Genomic DNA, 15,631 nt, shown 5'->3' with positions numbered 1-15,631 from the left:
CTCCACCCGCCACGGCCCCTCGGCCTCCAGGCGGAGCCGCAGGGTGCCGTGGGAGGGGACGGTGGCCAGGACCCGGCCGACGTAGTGGTCCTCGGTGCTGTTGACCAGGTTGTCGCCCTCCTTGTTGCGCCGGGTGAGGACCGTCAGTCCGGTGTACCCCGCGTCCGGGACCTCCAGCTGGACGACGACGGGCCCGGGCGGCAGCCCGTCCACGGTGATCACGTCGTTGTCGCGCCCGGTCTGGACGTACGGCGCGAACACCGGCCCGTACGTCCAGGCCTCGTCCTGCCCGGACGCGGCGGGCGCGGGGGGCGCAGCCGGTACGGGCTGCGCGGGCGCGGGCACGGGAGTCCCGTACGGAGCGGTGACGGGGGTCCCGTACGAGGCGGGCGCCCCGTACGGGGCGGGGGCGGAAGTCCCGTACGGGGCGGTGACGGCCGGCGGGTACTGCTGGGGCACGGGGGCGGCGGGCGTCGCCCCGGGCGGCCCGTACGCGGCGGGCGGGGGGCCGAAGCCGGGGGCGGGCGCGGGCGGCGGCGCGAAGGCGGGCGCCGGGGCACCACCCGCCCGGGGCGCGGCGAAGGCCGGCGGCGGGGTCGCGGCGAAGGGCTGCGGCGGGGTCGGCTCCGCTCCGGCGACGTGGACGCCGTGATCGGTGGCCAGGCCCTCCAGTCCGTTGGCCCAGCCCTGCCCCACGGCCCGGAACTTCCAGCCGCCGGCCCGCCGGTAGAGCTCCGCGAGGACCATCGCGGTCTCCCCCGCCGCGTCCGTCACCTCGTAGTGGGCGACCGGGGTGCCGTCGGGGGCGCAGGCCTCGACGGCGAGCCCGGGGACGTCCCTCAGGGCGCCCCGGTCCGTGGAGCCGACGACCAGGACGCGGGCCACGTCCGGTTCGAGCGCCGGCAGCCCGACCTCCAGCCATTCGGTGCCGTCCTCGGCCCGGCCGTGCAGCACGGCGCCGTTCGGGTGCGCGGACTGCCCGTGGAAGACCACGTCGGCGTCGCCCCGCACGAGCCCGTCCTCGGTGAGCAGCAGCGCCATCACGTCCGTCCCCCGTCCGCGCACGGCGATCCGCAACGGCACCGAGGGCACGAAGCCGTTGCCCCCCTTGTTCAGCGTCGTCATCCGCTCCGACCCTTCCCCTCGTGTCCCCACCCGGTCGTTCGTCGATCAAGGAAGATCCTCCGTGACGGCCGCGCCGACGACAAGGGCCACGGATGGCGACCGTGCCGCGGTGCGCGCCGCGTACGCGTATGCGTACGCGTCAGACCACCCGGGGATGGGTATGACCTGGATGCGCGTTTTCTTCCTTTTCTGTCTGCATGAGGACTTCTCCACGGGAGCGGTGACCGCGGCCGATCGGCCGAGGAGGTGGCGACGGTGGTGCAGGGGACGATCCGGGTCGACGCGCCGGTGCGCCGGGTGTACGACCAGTGGACGCAGTTCGAGGAGTTCCCCCGGTTCATGCACGGCGTCGCGGCGGTGGAGCAGCGCGACGACCGGCACCTGCACTGGCGGACCGGGATCGCCGGGTTCCGGCGGGAGTTCGACGCCGAGATCGTCGACCAGGTGCCGGACGAACGGATCGCCTGGCGGAGCGTGGGCGACGGGGTGCGGCAGCGGGGCGTGGTCACGTTCACGCCGCTCGACGCCACGCACACGCGCGTGCGCGTGGTGCTGGAGCTGGAGCCGGAGGGCCTGGCGGAGCGGGCCGCCTCGGCGCTGGGCGTGGTGCGGAGCCGGGTCTCCGGCGACCTCAGGAGGTTCAAGGACTTCGTGGAGGACCGTCACGCGGCGACCGGCGCCTGGCGCGGCCGGCTCCGGCCCGCAGGTGCGGGGGCGCCGGCCGGGGCGGCACCGGGGCCCGCACCGCCCCCTCCGCCCGGACCGCCGCCCAGTTAGTTTGATTTTCAACCATCCTTCGGGGGATGATGTGCTCACGGCCACGCGGTACGCGCGGGGCGACCGTGAAGGAGCGGACAGTGAGCGACGCCGTGGCGGCACCGGCAGGGCAGCGGATCTTCCTCGACAAGCAGACCCCCGAGGCGTACAAGGCGCTCGTCCGCACGGCCCAGGCGGTCCGGACCGCCGCCGACGAGGCCGGACTCGACCGGATCCTCGTCGAGCTGGTGAACCTCCGCGTCTCCCAGCTCAACGGCTGTGCCTACTGCCTCGACGTGCACACGCGCGCCGCGCTCGCCGCCGGTGAGACCCCCCGCCGGCTCGGCGTCCTCGCCGCCTGGCGGGACACCGAGGTCTTCACCCCGCGCGAACGGGCGGCGCTCGCCCTCGCCGAGGCCACCACCCACCCCTCCGACGCCGAGGCGCAGGACCGGGCCTACGCCGAGGGGCGCCGGGTCCTCGACGACGCCGCGCTCTCCGCCGTCGTCTGGGCCGCGATCACCATCAACGCCTTCAACCGGGTGTCGATCCTCAGCAAGCACCCCGTGCGGAAGGACTGACCGGCCCCGGGCCCTGACGGGAACCCGCCCCGGACAGGGGACGGGCCCGGGACACCGGCGCCCGGGCGAGGGCCGGTACGGGGGCCGTGGCCGGGCCCGGAAGCCGGACACGGGAACGGGGCCGGGCTCGAACGCGCGCGCAGCCCGGCAGGTAGGGTCTCCGGGTCTCCCCGCCCGCCGGGCTCCCGCCCGCCCTCGTACGACAGGTCCCCTCCGTGTCCTCCGCCCTCGCCCCCGCGCCCGCGCCCGTGCCCGCCCCTACCCCGGCCGTCTCCCGGCTCCGCCCCCGGAAGCCGGACTGGTGGGGCGATCCACGGGTGTGGCGGACCGAGGTCCTCGCGGGGCTCGTCGTCGCCCTGGCGCTGATCCCCGAGGCCATCGCCTTCTCGGTGATCGCCGGGGTGGATCCGGCACGGGGCCTCTTCGCCTCCTTCACGATGGCCGTCACCACGGCGATCGTCGGCGGACGCAGGGCGATGATCTCGGCCGCCACCGGGGCCGTGGCCCTCGTCATCGCGCCGGTCAACCGGGAGCACGGCGTCGAGTTCCTCGTCGCCACCGTGATCCTCGCCGGTGTCTTCCAGATGGTGCTGGGCGGCCTGGGGGTGGCGAAGCTGATGCGGTTCGTGCCGCGCCCGGTCCTGGTCGGCTCCGTGAACTCGCTCGCCGCCCTCGTCTTCCTCGCCCAGCTGCCCGAGACCCGGAACGTGCCGGTGGCCGTGTACGGGCTGATCGCGGCCGGGATCGTCCTGCTCGTGCTCTTCCCCAAGGTGACGACCCTGGTGCCCGCGCCGCTGGTCACCATCGCCGTCCTGACGCTGGTCACGGTGGCCGCCGGGATCGCGGTGCCGACCGTCGGCGACCGGGGCGCGCTGCCGTCGGCGCTGCCCGTCCCGGGCCTGCCCGACGTGCCGTTCACGCTCGGCACGCTGGCCACGATCGCTCCGTACGCCCTCGCCGTCGCCCTCGTCGGCCTGGTGGAGTCGCTTCTCACGGCGAAGCTTGTCGACGACCTCACCGACACCCCGTCCGGCAAGACCCGGGAATCGGTCGGGCAGGGCGTCGCGAACGTCGTCACCGGACTGTTCGGCGGCATGGGCGGCTGCGCCGTGATCGGCCAGACGATGATGAACGTGAAGGTGGCGGGCGCCAGGACCCGCCTCTCCACCTTCCTCGCCGGGGCCTTCCTGATGGCGCTGTGCGTGGTCCTCGGGCCGGTGGTCTCGGTGATCCCGATGGCCGCGCTGGTGGCGGTGATGGTCATCGTGTCCGTCGCCGCCTTCGACTGGGAGTCCGTCGCCCCGCGCACCCTGCGGCGGACGCCCGTCGGGGAGACCGTCGTCATGCTGGTCACGCTGGGCTGCGTCCTCGTCTCCCACAACCTCGCCCTCGGCGTCGTCGTCGGCTCGGTCACCGCCTGCGTCGTCTTCGCCCGGCGGATGGCCCGGCGCACCACCGTCACCTCGGTCACCGGGCCGGACGGGGCGAGCGTCGTCCACCGGGTCTCCGGCGAGCTCTTCTTCGCCTCCGCGGAGACCTTCGCCGACCGCTTCGACCACGCCGGCGACCCGGCCCGGGTGGTGATCGACCTGTCCGCCGCGCGCGTGTCGGACGCGTCCGCCATCGCCGCCCTGGACGCCGTCGAGGCGGCGTACGCCCGCCACGGCAAGACCGTCGAACTCACCGGCCTCACCCCCGCCGACGCCGCGCTCCGCACCCGCCTCCGGGGCGCCACCGCCACCGGCGACTAGGGCCGCGGGGGAACCCTCCGCCGGTGGCCCGGACCGTGACCGGGGAGGCAGAAGCGGGGGTCGTCCGGGCGGCCCCGCCGCCACGATCCGGGCATGACCACGTGGTTCCCGATGGTCGGCCTGCCGGGCGCCGGCACGACCGCGAGGGCCCGGCGGCTCGCCGCGGAACACGGCGCCCCGCGCCGGACCCCCGACGAGTGGACGATCCCCCTGTTCGGGGAGGCCGGGGCGGACGGGAGGCGCGACGTGCTGGAGGGGCGCATGCTTCCGGCTCGCCCCGGAGGCGGTCCGGCTCGGCACCGGCGTCGTCCTCGACCACGGCTGCCGGTCACGGGCCGGAGGGGCACGCGACCGCCGGACCGCCGGCCGGCTGGGCGGACCGGCGGGAGCGGGTCGCCCCTCGGTGGCCGTCGTTCGCGTGACCGCCGGCCGGACGCCGCCGCTGTCCGCGAGGCGGGGCCGCGTCCGCGCCCCGCGCCCGTGGCGGTCCGTCGCGGACCCGCGGGGCCGGCCACGGCCGTCTCCGCGCCGGCCGGGCTCAGTTCACCGGCATGCCGATGCCCGGCAGCCACAGCCGGCCGCGGTCGTTGACCGTCAGCTCCCAGGCCACCAGCTCGTCCGGGCACACCGAACCCCGGCCCCGGACGTCGGCCACCAGCAGCCGGGCCGCCGAACCCGCCGCCGCGGGGTCCTCGTCCGCGAACACCGCCCGCCACCATCCGCGCTCCCGCACCTGCCAGCCGCGCTCCCGCATGGCCTCCTCCACACCGGGCTCCTCGGGCGTGGTCCGGTGGTCCACCATCAGCGACAGCTCCCCCCGGTCCTGGCTGTACCCCACCAGCAGGCGCCGCGGCCAGTCCCGCGCGCATCCCACGACGAAGGACGCCCAGTCGCCCGGGATCTGCACCGGCAACTGCTCCATCCACGAGTCCAGGAGCAGTCCGAGCGAGGACTCCAGGTGCTCCCAGGAGGCGGCCGTGTGGTGACCGTCCCAGCGGAAGGCCGGCCAGTCGCGCTCCGGGCCCCGGTGCAGCAGCCAGAGGTAGGGCAGCGCGTCGAAGCCGTGCGGCTCCTCCGGCCGCCGGCCGGCCGAACCCGACTCCACGACGGCGTACTCGCGCCCGTGCAGATCCGACGCCGTGTGCACCGAGAGCGTGGCGCCCCGCGGGCCGCCCGCCAGCAGCACGACGTGCGTACCGGTGTGCCAGCGCACGCTGGGGCCCGCGGCCGAACCGCCGTACAGGGTGGGCTCGCCGAGCTCGGCCACCAGCGCCGCGTACACGGGCCGCAGCGCCTCCCGCCGGGCCGCGCGGCCCGCCCCGGGCGGACAGGGTGCGACGAGCACGGCGGGCGCGCCCAGGTGCGCGTCGGGACGCTCGCGCAGGGCGCGTGCGTGGACGGCGGCGTCGAGGGGACCGGGAGCGGAGGGGGACGTACCGATGACCATGGCGCCCATCGTGCCAGGCGGGTCGCGGCCGGCCCGGGCGGCCCTGGCGGGTTCGTGGGGGCCGTGACCGGCCCGGGCGGCCCTGACGGGTCCGTGGGGGCCGTGTGACCTGCTCCGGCGGTCCGTGCCCTTCCCCCCGTGGGCCGTGACCTGCCCCCCGTGGGCCGCGCGTTGACAGTCGGCGGTCCGGTGCGTGTAATGGGGGCGGTGCCGCGTGGCGTCGACCGAAGAGCAGTGGGCAGGTCGGCGATCGGGCGAGCGCCTCGCATCCGAGGGGTCCGCCTTGAGTCCATACTCCGCGCCCTGTACGTGACGTAGCCCAGCCGCGCGCCACCTGTGCGCCCCGAGCGGCGCAGCCACCGCGACGCCCGGTTCGGCCTTCCCCTTCCTTCGAGCGGTGCCCTCCGCGCCGACGTGCGCCGGCCTGTCCCCCGACGCGCTCCGCGCGGCGGTCGCCCCGCCCCACCCCAGCCATGCCACGTCACGCCGCGCCGTGTCGCGCCGTGGCACCCCCTGCCGTGACCGCACCCCAGCGCCGGCACCACCGACTTCCGGAGACCCGAGAACCCCATGCCCACGCCTTTCCACCAGTCCGTGATCGACGAGTTCCGCGCCAACGGCGGCAAGGTCGGCGGCCCCTTCGAGGGCGGCGACCTGCTCCTGCTGACGACCACCGGCGCGAGGTCGGGCGCCGAGCGGACCACACCGCTCGGATACGTCCGCCACGGCGAGGAACTGCTCCTCGTCGGCTCCAACAGGGGAGCGCCCCGCCACCCCGACTGGTACCACAACCTGCTCGCCCACCCGGTGGTGCGGGTCGAGCTCGGGACGGAGACCTTCGAGGCCCTCGCCGTGCCCGCCGAAGGGGACCGGCGCGAGGAGCTGTTCGGCCACGTCGTACGGGCGGACCCCGGGTACGGCGAGTACCAGGAGCGGACCGGGCGGGTCCTCCCCGTCGTCGTGCTGGAACGCGCCGAACCGGAGGACCGGCAGCCTCCCCGCAAGATCCGGACCCTCGCCGACAAGCTGATGGAGGTCCACACCTGGCTGCGGGGCCAGTTGCGGCAGGTGGCGGCCGAGACCGACGCCCACTTCGCCGCACGCGCGGCCCACGAGGGCCCCGGCGAGCCGCCCGGCCCGGGGCTCGGGCTGCAGATCCGGCAGCGCTGCCTGGCGTTCTGCCAGGCCCTGGAGTTCCACCACACCAGCGAGGACGCGCATCTGTTCCCGGGGATCGCCCGGCACCACCCCCACCTCGCCGACACCTTCGCGCGGCTGCGCGAGGAGCACCGGTCCGTCGCCCGCGTCCAGGGCGAGCTGGTGGCGCTGCTGGACGGCATCGGCATCGCCGATCCCCGGCGGTTCCGCGCCCGACTGGAGGCGATGTCCTCGGAGCTGAACGCGCACCTCGACCACGAGGAGAAGTCGCTCCTCCCTCTCCTGGCGGACGTGCCGTGGCCCCCGGCACCGCGCGAGCGGACGAACGGATGAAGCAGATGAGGCGATGAAGCGATGAAGCGGGCGAACGGATCGGCAGGGCTGCCGACCCGGCGCCCTGACGTCCGATCAGGGTCCGGTCGGGGCGGGGGCGATCCCCGTCCCTGCTCCCGATCGCAGCCCCGGCCCCGACCGCAGCCCTGGCCCTGACCGCAGCCCTGGTCCTGACCCCGGCCGCCGCGCCCGCGCGTGCCGCCGCCCCCGCACCCGCCCCGGCGGCGGCACGCGTCCGCTGCCCGGTAGGGGCCGGGGTCGGGTCGGAGGACCCGACCGTGCCGCCCGCGCAACGGGAGGCGTTCACCGCGGAGATGCGGGCCGCAGGCGTCGACTGGCGCCTCGTGGTCCGCGGAGGGGCCCTTCACGCCTGCCACCACCCCCGGTCGACCACGCCACGCCTCCCGGCGTCGGGCACCCCCCGCGGCACGCGCGGCGCGCCCGGCGTGACGTCGTCGCCCTCCTCGCCGAGTGCGTGCCCCTCACGGAACGAGCCGACGGGCCCCTGCCGCCCGCCCCTGCCCGCCGCCGCCGTCCCCGTCCGGTTCCGGGTCGCGCGCGGTGCCGCCCGCGGCGACCCGGTGCGGGGCCCGTACGCACTCGTCGGGGCGGGCGACCCGTTCCTCCAGCAGGTACCCGGCGTCCGCCGGCAGCCGGGCGGCCCGGACGGTCCCGGCGTGCGGGGAGAGGACCAGGACGCCGGCCCCGGGACGGCGGGCCCGGATCCGGACGGCGGCGCGGATCCCCTCGTCGGTACCGGTCACGGCGTCGTCGTCGGCCCGACCGCTTCCGGGGGGAGCGAGCGGTCCGCCACCCGCCGCAGGTGGGCGTCGAAGACCGCGGCCGCGTCCGGGGTGAGGGTGCGCAGGGCGACCATGGCGGTGATGACGACGTCGCAGAGCTCGGCCCGGACGTCGTCCCAGCCGTGACTGGTGCCCTTGCGGGGGTTCTGCCCGGTGGCCCCGATCACCGCCTGCGCCGCCTCCCCCACCTCCTCGGAGAGTTTGAGGACGCGGAAGAGGATCTCCTCCTCCGGCGGCAGGTCCTGATGGGCCGTGAGCCAGGCGTGGAGGCGGGCGATGGTGGTCCAGGTGTCGTCGGTCACGGCCGCAGCCTGCCAGGCCGGCCGGTGCGGCACCCGGTCGTCGGGGGCTACTTCCCCCCGGCGGGCGCGTCCTGGGGGTACCAGCGGAGCTCGACCGTGTTGCCGTCGGGGTCCTTGACGTAGACGGACTGGGCGGAGCCGCGGGCGCCCCAGCGCGGGACGGGGCCCTCCAGGACGTCGAAGGCGCCGGAGTCTATGACGTCCTGCCAGTCGAGCGGGTCGACGACGAGGCAGATGTGGTCGACGTTGGACTCGCCCCGGGGGCGGGAGAAGAGGTCGATGACGGTGCCCTCGTCGATCCGGACGGACGGGAAGGGCACCTTGCCGTCCCGCCATTCCTCGACCCGCTCCGGCGCCAGGCCCAGCGGTCCGGTGTAGAAGGCGAGGGCCCGCTCGACGTCGGTGACGTTGAGGACGAGGTGGTCGAAGGCTTTCACGCGCATGCGGTGTCTCCGTGCTTCCGTTCGGTGGTACTGGCCGGACGGGGGCGACGACGCCGCGGCGCGCGGCCACGCCCACCGGCCGGGCACCCCGCGCGCGAGCGCTTCGCGACCGGCCCGCACCTCCCCCGTGCAGGTAGTGCCTATCACGGCGGTCGGACCGCGCCCCACCTCGTTTCCCACCTGTCGTCAGGTTCCGCAGGCCGTAACCCGGTCACCGCGCCGAGGCGCCGGTCATGCCCCTGCCGGGAGGCGGCGCCGCGAGCCGGGTGCGCCCGGGGGCCGGTCGGCACGACCCGCCGGCAGGGGCCGCGCACGGTCCGCCGGGAGCCCGGGGCGTCGCGCCGGGCGGTCCGCTCCTGGGTGCGGGCGGATGCCGCGCCGGTCCGCCGGCCCCCCGGCCCCGAGGCCGCTCCACGGCCGCTCCGCCCCGTCCGTCCCGCGCGAAGCGGGGCCAGTCCTGTCCGAAGTCTTGTCAGGCACACGCCGCCGCCCCTATCGTCACGCGCCGAAAGCGCTTTCTAGAGAGCGCTTTCCATGTTGCGTTTCTCCAGGGACGGGGCTGACGACGACATACACGTCCGCGACCGCGCGGGCGTCTACGAAAGGGCAGGCGAGCATGGGACGACGTTCCCCCTCCACGCGACTCCGGGCGGCTCTGGCCACCATGGCGGTCGCGGCCGCCACCGGTGCGGTCCTGACCATCCCGGAAGCCTCGGCCGCCGTGACCGCCGGCGCCACCGGCTACGCGAGCCAGAACGGCGGGACCACCGGCGGCGCGGGCGGACAGACCGTCCGGGCCACCACCGGCACCGAGATCCACGCGGCCCTCTGCGGGCGCGCGAGCAGCAGCACCCCGATCACCATCCAGGTGGAGGGCACGATCAACCACGCCAACACGGCCAAGGTGTCCGGCGACAGCTGCAACACCGCCGCCGGGGTCATCGAGCTGAAGCAGATCAGCAACGTGACGATCGTCGGCGTCGGCGCGGGCGCCGTCTTCGACCAGGTCGGCATCCACATCCGCGAGTCGAGCAACATCATCCTCCAGAACGTCACCGTCCGGAACGTGAAGAAGTCCGGCTCCCCCACCTCCAACGGCGGCGACGCCATCGGCATGGAGAGCGACGTCCGCAACGTCTGGGTGGACCACGTCACCCTGGAGGCGTCCGGCGGCGAGTCCGAGGGCTTCGACGGGCTGTTCGACATGAAGGACAACACGCAGTACGTGACGCTCTCCTACAGCGTGCTGCGCAACTCCGGCCGCGGCGGCCTGGTCGGCTCCAGCGAGACCGAGCTCAGCAACGGCTTCATCACCTACCACCACAACCTGTACGAGAACATCGACTCGCGCGCCCCGCTGCTGCGCGGCGGCACCGCCCACATGTACAACAACCACTACCGGCAGCTGAACGAGTCGGGCATCAACTCCCGCGCCGGGGCCCGCGCCAAGGTGGAGAACAACTACTTCGAGGACTCGAAGGACGTCCTCGGCACCTTCTACACCGACGCGGCCGGCTACTGGCAGGTCGCCGGGAACGTCTTCGACGACGTCACCTGGTCCCCCGCCGGCACCGACTACCGTCCGGCCGGCCCGAACCCGGTCTCCAACACGACCGTGTCGATCCCCTACGGCTACTCCCCCGACAGCGCCTCCTGCGTCCCGGACGTGGTGGCGCGGACGGCCGGCGCGGGCAAGGGCCTGCTCGTCTCCGACGGCTCCTGCACCCCGCAGACGCCGAGCCCGACGCCCACCCCGACCGCCACCGCGACGCCCACGCCCACCCCGACGCCGACGCCGACGGCCACCGCGACGACCGCCCCGCCGTCCGGCACCAACCTCAGCATCGGTGCCGGTGCGGACGGCTCCAGCAAGGCCGACGGCACCAGCTACGGCAACGTCCGGGACGGCGATGCCGCCACCTACTGGTCGCCCGTCGGCACCACCGGTTCCGTCTCGGTCAAGTGGGGCTCCCCGAAGACGATCTCGTCGGTCCGCGTCCGCGAGGCCGCCGGGGCCGGCACCGTCACCGGCTGGCGCCTGCTGAACGCCGACACCGGGGCCGTGCTCGCCACCGGCGGCGCGGCCGGCGCGGTCTCCTTCCCGGCGACCTCGCTGAGCAAGGTCACCTTCGAGATCACGGGGGCCACCGGCACTCCGCGCGTCGCCGAGTTCGAGACGTACGCGTAGCGGTCCGGCCTCAGAAGTCGACGGGGTCGCGGACGAGGGGGCAGGTCATGCAGTGGCCGCCGCCGCGTCCGCGGCCCAGCTCCGCGCCGACGATGGTGATGACCTCGACGCCCGCCTTCCGCAGCAGCGTGTTGGTCTGGGTGTTGCGGTCGTAGGTGAAGACCACGCCCGGCTCCAGGGCGACGGCGTTGTTGCCGCTGTCCCACTGCTGGCGCTCGGAGGCGTAGACGTCGCCGCCGGTCTCGATGACCCGCAGGCCGGGCAGGCCGAGGGCCTTGGCGACGACGTCCGTGAAGGGGGCGTCGCCCTCGTCGGTGATCTCGACGCCGGGGGCGCGGTCGGAGGGCCGCAGCGAGAAGCTGTGCACGGCGTCCACGATCCTCGGGTAGAGCGTGACGACGTCGCGGTCGGCGAAGGTGAAGACGGTGTCGAGGTGCATGGCCGAGCGGAGCTTGGGCATGCCCGCCACGACGACGTGCTCGGCGGCGCCGTTCTCGAAGAGGGCGCGGGCGACCTGGGTGATGGCCTGGCGCGAGGTGCGTTCGCTCATGCCCATGAGGACGACGCCGTTGCCGACCGGCATGATGTCGCCGCCCTCGAAGGTGGCCTGGCCCCAGTCCCGCTCGGGGTCCCCCCACCAGACGGTGGCGTCCTTGTAGTCGGGGTGGTGGGTGTAGACCGCCTTCATGAGCAGGGTCTCGCCGTGCCGGGCGGGCCAGTAGAGCGGGTTGAGGGTCACCCCGCCGTACAGCCAGCAGGTGGTGTCCCGGGTGTAGAGGGTGTTGGGCAGCGGCGGCATCAGGTACTCGCGGGCGCCGACGCCCTCGCGGGCCAGGGCGGCGTATCCGGAGCGGACGTCCCGGGGCAGGTCGGCGGTGGACAGGCCGCCGATCAGGTAGCCGGTCAGTTCGCGCGGGGCGAGGGAGTCGAGGAAGGCCCGGGTGTCCTCGATGAGGCCGAGGCCCACCTCGTTGGCGACGATCTTGCGGTCGAGCAGCCAGGCCCTCGCCTCGGGGAGGGCCATGGTCTCGGTGAGCAGGTTGTGCAGTTCGACGACCTCGACCCCGCGCTGGACCAGCTTGTTGACGAAGTCGGCGTGGTCGCGCTGGGCGTTCTCCACCCACATGACGTCGTCGAAGAGGAGGTCGTCGGAGTTGGTCGGGGTCAGCCGGCGGTGTGCCAGGCCCGGCGAGCAGACGAGGACCTTGTGGAGCCGGCCGACCTCGGAGTGGACGCCGAGGGGGCGGGCGGCAGCGGGGGTTTCGGGGTTCATCGCCGGCCTTTCCGGGAGGGCGGTGCGGGGGTGGACGGGGTGCGGACGGGGTCAGAGCTCGATCCAGCCGGCGGCGAGGGCGACGACGCCGACGACGGCACCGGCCACGGAGACGGCGCAGACGACCGCCTCGCGCGGGGAGAAGAGGCGCCGGCCCTGCTCGCGGCGGGCCTTGGCGAAGAGCAGGGTGGCGGGGGCGTAGAGGATCAGGGAGACGAGGACGAACTTGAGCCCGGCCGCGAAGAGCAGGAAGGCGGTGTACAGGGTGGCGACGGCGGCGACGACGAGCTCGCGCCGGGTGCTCGTCCCGGTCACCGCGTTCTCCCGGGGGCGCAGGGCGATCTTGAGGGCGAAGGCCGCGGCCAGGAGGAAGGGGATGAGGCTGAGGGCGCTGGTCAGGTCGAGGGCGAAGTTGAAGGCGTCGTCGGAGAAGGCCGTGACGACGAGCACGACCTGGCTCAGCGCGGTGGTCATGAGGAGCGCGGGCGCGGGCACGTCGTCCTTCGTGGCGCGGCCGAGGAAGCGGGGCATGTCGTCGTCCTTGGCGGCGACGAAGAGGACCTCGGCGGCCATCAGGGTCCACGCCAGGTAGGCGCCGAGGACGGAGACGATGAGGCCGACGCTGACGAAGACCTTGCCCCAGGTGCCGACGGCGGCCTCCAGGACGCCCGCCATGGAGGGCTGGCGCAGCTCGGCGATCTCGCTCATGGGCAGGATGCCGTACGACACGATGGTGACCGAGGCGAAGACGGCGAAGACGCTGAGGAAGCCCAGGACCGTGGCGCGGCCGACGTCCTCGCGCCGCCGGGCGTGCCGGGAGTAGACGCTGGCGCCCTCGACGCCGAGGAAGACGAAGACGGTGGCGAGCATGGTGCCGCGGACCTGGTCGAAGAGGGAGCCGGCGTAGTCGGCTCCGCCGAAGTTGTCGGCGAAGACGGCGGGCTCGAAGCAGAAGACGGCCAGGAGGACGAAGACGAGGATGGGCACGATCTTGGCGACCGTGACGATCCGGTTGATCGCCGCCGCCTCCTTGACCCCGCGCCGGATGAGCAGGAAGAAGCCCCAGAGGCCGACCGAGGAGAGGACGATCGCGAGGGCGGTGTCCCCGTCGCCGAGGGAGGGCGCCACGGCGCCGATCGTCGACATGATGAGGACCCAGTAGGTGACGTTGCCGACGCAGGCGCTGGCCCAGTAGCCGAAGGCGGAGAAGAATCCCAGGTACTCGCCGAAGCCGGCCTTGGCATACGCGTAGACGCCCGCGTCCAGGTCGGGGCGGCGCACGGCGAGCGTCTGGAAGACGAAGGCCAGCATCAGCATGCCGGTGCCGGCCACCGCCCAGGCGATGAGGGCGCCCGCGACGCCGGTCTCCTGGGCGAAGCGCCGGGGCAGCGAGAAGACGCCGGCGCCGACCATGGAGCCGACGACCATCGCGGTGAGGGTGAGGAGGCTGAGCTTGACCGCCGGTGCGGCACCGCCGGAGGCCGCCTCGGCGCCGGGTTCCGCTGTGGTCATGGGCGTACCTCGCCGGTGCGCGCGCCGGGGGCGCGGGATGAAGGGTGTCGGGCCGATCAGACTCTAATCCGCCATCAGCCCCTATGTCGCTTTTGTTCCCTCCGGAGGGTCGGCGGGTCGCGCATGCCGCCCGGCGGACGGGGCAGCCGCCGCGCGTACGGGCCCCTGAGCTCACGAGCCCGTGAACTCATGGGCCCGCGAACGGGGAAGGGGGATCGCCATGGCCACGGCACGCGACATCATGACCCCGGACGTGACCTGCGTCCGGAGTGAGGAGAGCGCGGTGGACGCCGCCCGGAAGACGGTCGAGCTCGACGTCGGCGCGCTGCCGGTCCGCGGGCCCGACGAGCGCCTGAAGGGCATGCTCACCGACCGCGACATCGTGGTCCGGGTGGTCGGCCGGGGGGCGGGATCCGGCCGCGTGCACCGCCGGTGAGCCGGCCCGGGGCGAACGCGTGACGGTCGGCGCCGACGACTCGCAGGAGCGGGTCCTGGGGCTGATGGCCGACCGGCGGATCCGCCGCGTCCCGGTGATCGACGGGCACGTCCTCGTCGGGATCACCTCCCAGGCGGACGTGGCCCGCAGGCTGCCGGACAGCACCGTCGGCGATCCGGTCTCCGGCGTCTCCCGGCCGGCCGCCTGCCGCCCGCCCGGCTCCCGCGGGCCCGGCCCCGGGGGGTCAGAGGCGGCGGAGGGCCCCCTCCGCGCGCAGGTCCGCGAGGGCCGGATAGCCGTCGACGGCCATGAGGAGGTCCGCCTCGGCGAGGAGGGCGCGCAGGACGTGCACGACGCCGTCCTCGCCGCCGGCCGCCAGGCCGTACGCGTAGGGGCGTCCGACGCCGACGGCGGTGGCGCCGAGGGCGAGCGCCTTGACGGCGTCCGCGCCGGTGCGGACGCCGGAGTCGAAGAGCACCGGCAGTCCGTCGGCGGCCTCGACGACGCCGGGGAGGGCGTCGAGGGCGGGCAGTCCGCCGTCGGCCTGCCGTCCGCCGTGGTTGGAGCAGTAGACGGCGTCCACCCCGCCGTCGCGGGCGCGGCGCACGTCCTCGGGGTGGCAGAGCCCCTTGAGGATCAGGGGCAGGTCGGTGAGCGAGCGCAGCCAGGGCAGGTCGGCCCAGGTGAGGGGGTTGCCGAAGAGGCCGACCCATTCGAGGATCGCGGCGCCGGGGTCCTCCTCGGGCGCCTTGGCGAGGCGGGCGCGGAAGACCGGGTCGGAGGTGTAGTTGGCCAGGCAGTGGCCGCGCAGCTGCGGGAAGTTGCTCGCCGCGAGGTCGCGGGGGCGCCAGCCGGTGACCCAGGTGTCGAGGGTGACGACGATCCCCTTGAAGCCCGCCGCCCCGGCCCGCCGGACGAGGCTCTCGGCGAGGTCCCGGTCGGTGGGCGTGTAGAGCTGGAAGAAGCCGGGGGTGTCGCCGAACTCGGCGGCGACCTCCTCCATCGGGTCCACGCTCAGCGTGGAGGCGACCATGGGCACCCCGGTGCGGCGGGCCGCGCGCGCGGTGGCCAGGTCCCCGTGCCCGTCCTGCGCGCAGAGCCCGATGACGCCGACCGGCGCCATGAACAGCGGGGACGGGAGCCGGAGCCCGAAGAGGTCGACGCCGAGGTCGCGCGTGGTGGCGCCGACCATCATCCGGGGCACCAGGCCCCACCGTTCGAAGGCGGCCACGTTCGCCCGCTGGGTGAACTCGCCACCGGCCCCGCCCGCCACGTACGACAGCACCGAGGGCGGCAGCGCCGCGCCCGCGCGGGCCTCCAGTTCGGCGTAGGTCATGGGCAGGGCGGGGAGGACCCCGCCGAGTCCGGCGAGGTAGATCTCGTTCTGGTAGTCGCCGTACCGCCCGCCGAACGCGCCGCTCATCGGGGCACCGTCCTTCCGTCGCCGTCCCGGGCCGGGCCCGCCCCGGCCGCCGGTGGCGCCCACGGTGCCAGTCCGCGGGCCGGAGCGCCATGGCCCGGCG

At 74.9% G+C, this 15,631-nt stretch carries 13 protein-coding genes and 3 pseudogenes; 8 read left to right on the top strand and 8 right to left on the bottom strand.

What is annotated here, in order from left to right; genetic code table 11:
- Positions 1-660: 660 nt before the first annotated feature.
- Positions 661-1,041: pseudogene (locus IE287_RS38820) on the bottom strand (TerD family protein); the annotation flags it as partial.
- A gap of 339 nt (positions 1,042-1,380) precedes the next feature.
- Here IE287_RS38820 and IE287_RS29265 point away from each other — a divergent pair.
- The 4 genes and pseudogenes from IE287_RS29265 to IE287_RS39520 all read left to right on the top strand — a co-directional run.
- Positions 1,381-1,902, top strand: a complete 522-nt coding sequence (locus IE287_RS29265) for an SRPBCC family protein (protein WP_189852232.1) — start codon at positions 1,381-1,383, stop codon at positions 1,900-1,902.
- A 29-nt stretch (positions 1,903-1,931) separates the two neighbouring features.
- Positions 1,932-2,462 (top strand): carboxymuconolactone decarboxylase family protein, encoded by a 531-nt coding sequence (locus tag IE287_RS29260; RefSeq protein WP_189852326.1) that lies wholly within the window; start codon positions 1,932-1,934, stop codon positions 2,460-2,462.
- A gap of 215 nt (positions 2,463-2,677) precedes the next feature.
- The gene (locus IE287_RS29255) at positions 2,678-4,213 is read left to right on the top strand and encodes a SulP family inorganic anion transporter (RefSeq protein ID WP_229883805.1); all 1,536 of its coding nucleotides are present in this window, start codon (positions 2,678-2,680) and stop codon (positions 4,211-4,213) included.
- 93 nt (positions 4,214-4,306) lie between these two features.
- Positions 4,307-4,583, top strand: a pseudogene (locus IE287_RS39520) (P-loop nucleotide/nucleoside kinase family protein); the annotation flags it as partial.
- Between the two features lie 168 nt (positions 4,584-4,751).
- Here IE287_RS39520 and IE287_RS29250 read toward each other — a convergent pair.
- Positions 4,752-5,660, bottom strand: a complete 909-nt coding sequence (locus IE287_RS29250) for a hypothetical protein (RefSeq protein WP_189852231.1) — start codon at positions 5,658-5,660, stop codon at positions 4,752-4,754.
- 570 nt (positions 5,661-6,230) lie between these two features.
- Here IE287_RS29250 and IE287_RS29245 point away from each other — a divergent pair.
- On the top strand, positions 6,231-7,151 hold the full coding sequence (locus tag IE287_RS29245; protein ID WP_189852230.1) for a nitroreductase/quinone reductase family protein: 921 nt from the start codon (positions 6,231-6,233) through the stop codon (positions 7,149-7,151).
- Positions 7,152-7,375: 224 nt separating this feature from the next.
- A pseudogene (locus tag IE287_RS38815) lies at positions 7,376-7,641 on the top strand (dienelactone hydrolase family protein); the annotation flags it as partial.
- On the opposite strand, the gene IE287_RS29235 reads toward IE287_RS38815, so the two are convergent.
- The 3 genes from IE287_RS29235 to IE287_RS29225 are packed head-to-tail and all read right to left on the bottom strand — an operon-like array spanning position 7,634 to position 8,699.
- The gene (locus IE287_RS29235) at positions 7,634-7,915 is read right to left on the bottom strand and encodes a hypothetical protein (RefSeq protein ID WP_189852229.1); all 282 of its coding nucleotides are present in this window, start codon (positions 7,913-7,915) and stop codon (positions 7,634-7,636) included. The pseudogene IE287_RS38815 and the gene IE287_RS29235 overlap by 8 nt on opposite strands.
- A complete protein-coding gene (locus IE287_RS29230; protein WP_189852228.1) occupies positions 7,912-8,256 on the bottom strand; it encodes a MazG-like family protein in 345 nt (114 codons plus the stop codon). Before IE287_RS29230 ends, IE287_RS29235 begins: the two co-directional genes overlap by 4 nt.
- A 47-nt stretch (positions 8,257-8,303) precedes the next feature.
- On the bottom strand, positions 8,304-8,699 hold the full coding sequence (locus IE287_RS29225) for a VOC family protein (RefSeq protein WP_189852227.1): 396 nt from the start codon (positions 8,697-8,699) through the stop codon (positions 8,304-8,306).
- A gap of 616 nt (positions 8,700-9,315) precedes the next feature.
- Here IE287_RS29225 and IE287_RS29220 point away from each other — a divergent pair.
- Positions 9,316-10,887: a pectate lyase family protein gene (locus tag IE287_RS29220; RefSeq protein WP_189852226.1), complete on the top strand. Its 1,572-nt coding sequence runs from the start codon at positions 9,316-9,318 to the stop codon at positions 10,885-10,887.
- Positions 10,888-10,897: 10 nt separating this feature from the next.
- Here IE287_RS29220 and IE287_RS29215 read toward each other — a convergent pair whose 3' ends face one another.
- Positions 10,898-12,160 (bottom strand): arginine deiminase, encoded by a 1,263-nt coding sequence (locus tag IE287_RS29215; RefSeq protein WP_189852225.1) that lies wholly within the window; start codon positions 12,158-12,160, stop codon positions 10,898-10,900.
- A 51-nt stretch (positions 12,161-12,211) separates the two neighbouring features.
- The gene (locus IE287_RS29210; RefSeq protein ID WP_189852224.1) at positions 12,212-13,672 is read right to left on the bottom strand and encodes a basic amino acid/polyamine antiporter; all 1,461 of its coding nucleotides are present in this window, start codon (positions 13,670-13,672) and stop codon (positions 12,212-12,214) included.
- A gap of 220 nt (positions 13,673-13,892) precedes the next feature.
- Between IE287_RS29210 and IE287_RS39345 the strand changes: the two genes are divergently transcribed.
- Positions 13,893-14,108 (top strand): CBS domain-containing protein, encoded by a 216-nt coding sequence (locus IE287_RS39345; protein WP_308436894.1) that lies wholly within the window; start codon positions 13,893-13,895, stop codon positions 14,106-14,108.
- A gap of 244 nt (positions 14,109-14,352) precedes the next feature.
- Here IE287_RS39345 and IE287_RS29200 read toward each other — a convergent pair whose 3' ends face one another.
- Positions 14,353-15,531, bottom strand: coding sequence for an alpha-hydroxy-acid oxidizing protein (locus IE287_RS29200; RefSeq protein WP_189852223.1), 1,179 nt, complete (start codon positions 15,529-15,531; stop codon positions 14,353-14,355).
- Between the last annotated feature and the right edge of the window lie 100 nt (positions 15,532-15,631).

The organism is Streptomyces omiyaensis (assembly GCF_014650895.1).
Classification (GTDB): domain Bacteria; phylum Actinomycetota; class Actinomycetes; order Streptomycetales; family Streptomycetaceae; genus Streptomyces; species Streptomyces omiyaensis.
This window is presented reverse-complemented; position numbering and strand designations above follow the sequence as displayed.

What these genes read in the sequence shown, in the direction of transcription:
- IE287_RS29260 (WP_189852326.1), top strand. Translation starts at nt 1,932, where the DNA reads ATGTGCTCACGGCCACGCGGTACGCGCGGGGCGACCGTGAAGGAGCGG.
- IE287_RS29250 (WP_189852231.1), bottom strand. Translation starts at nt 5,660, where the DNA reads ATGGTCATCGGTACGTCCCCCTCCGCTCCCGGTCCCCTCGACGCCGCC.
- IE287_RS29245 (WP_189852230.1), top strand. Translation starts at nt 6,231, where the DNA reads ATGCCCACGCCTTTCCACCAGTCCGTGATCGACGAGTTCCGCGCCAAC.
- IE287_RS29225 (WP_189852227.1), bottom strand. Translation starts at nt 8,699, where the DNA reads ATGCGCGTGAAAGCCTTCGACCACCTCGTCCTCAACGTCACCGACGTC.
- IE287_RS29220 (WP_189852226.1), top strand. Translation starts at nt 9,316, where the DNA reads ATGGGACGACGTTCCCCCTCCACGCGACTCCGGGCGGCTCTGGCCACC.
- IE287_RS29215 (WP_189852225.1), bottom strand. Translation starts at nt 12,160, where the DNA reads ATGAACCCCGAAACCCCCGCTGCCGCCCGCCCCCTCGGCGTCCACTCC.
- IE287_RS29210 (WP_189852224.1), bottom strand. Translation starts at nt 13,672, where the DNA reads ATGACCACAGCGGAACCCGGCGCCGAGGCGGCCTCCGGCGGTGCCGCA.
- IE287_RS39345 (WP_308436894.1), top strand. Translation starts at nt 13,893, where the DNA reads ATGGCCACGGCACGCGACATCATGACCCCGGACGTGACCTGCGTCCGG.
- IE287_RS29200 (WP_189852223.1), bottom strand. Translation starts at nt 15,531, where the DNA reads ATGAGCGGCGCGTTCGGCGGGCGGTACGGCGACTACCAGAACGAGATC.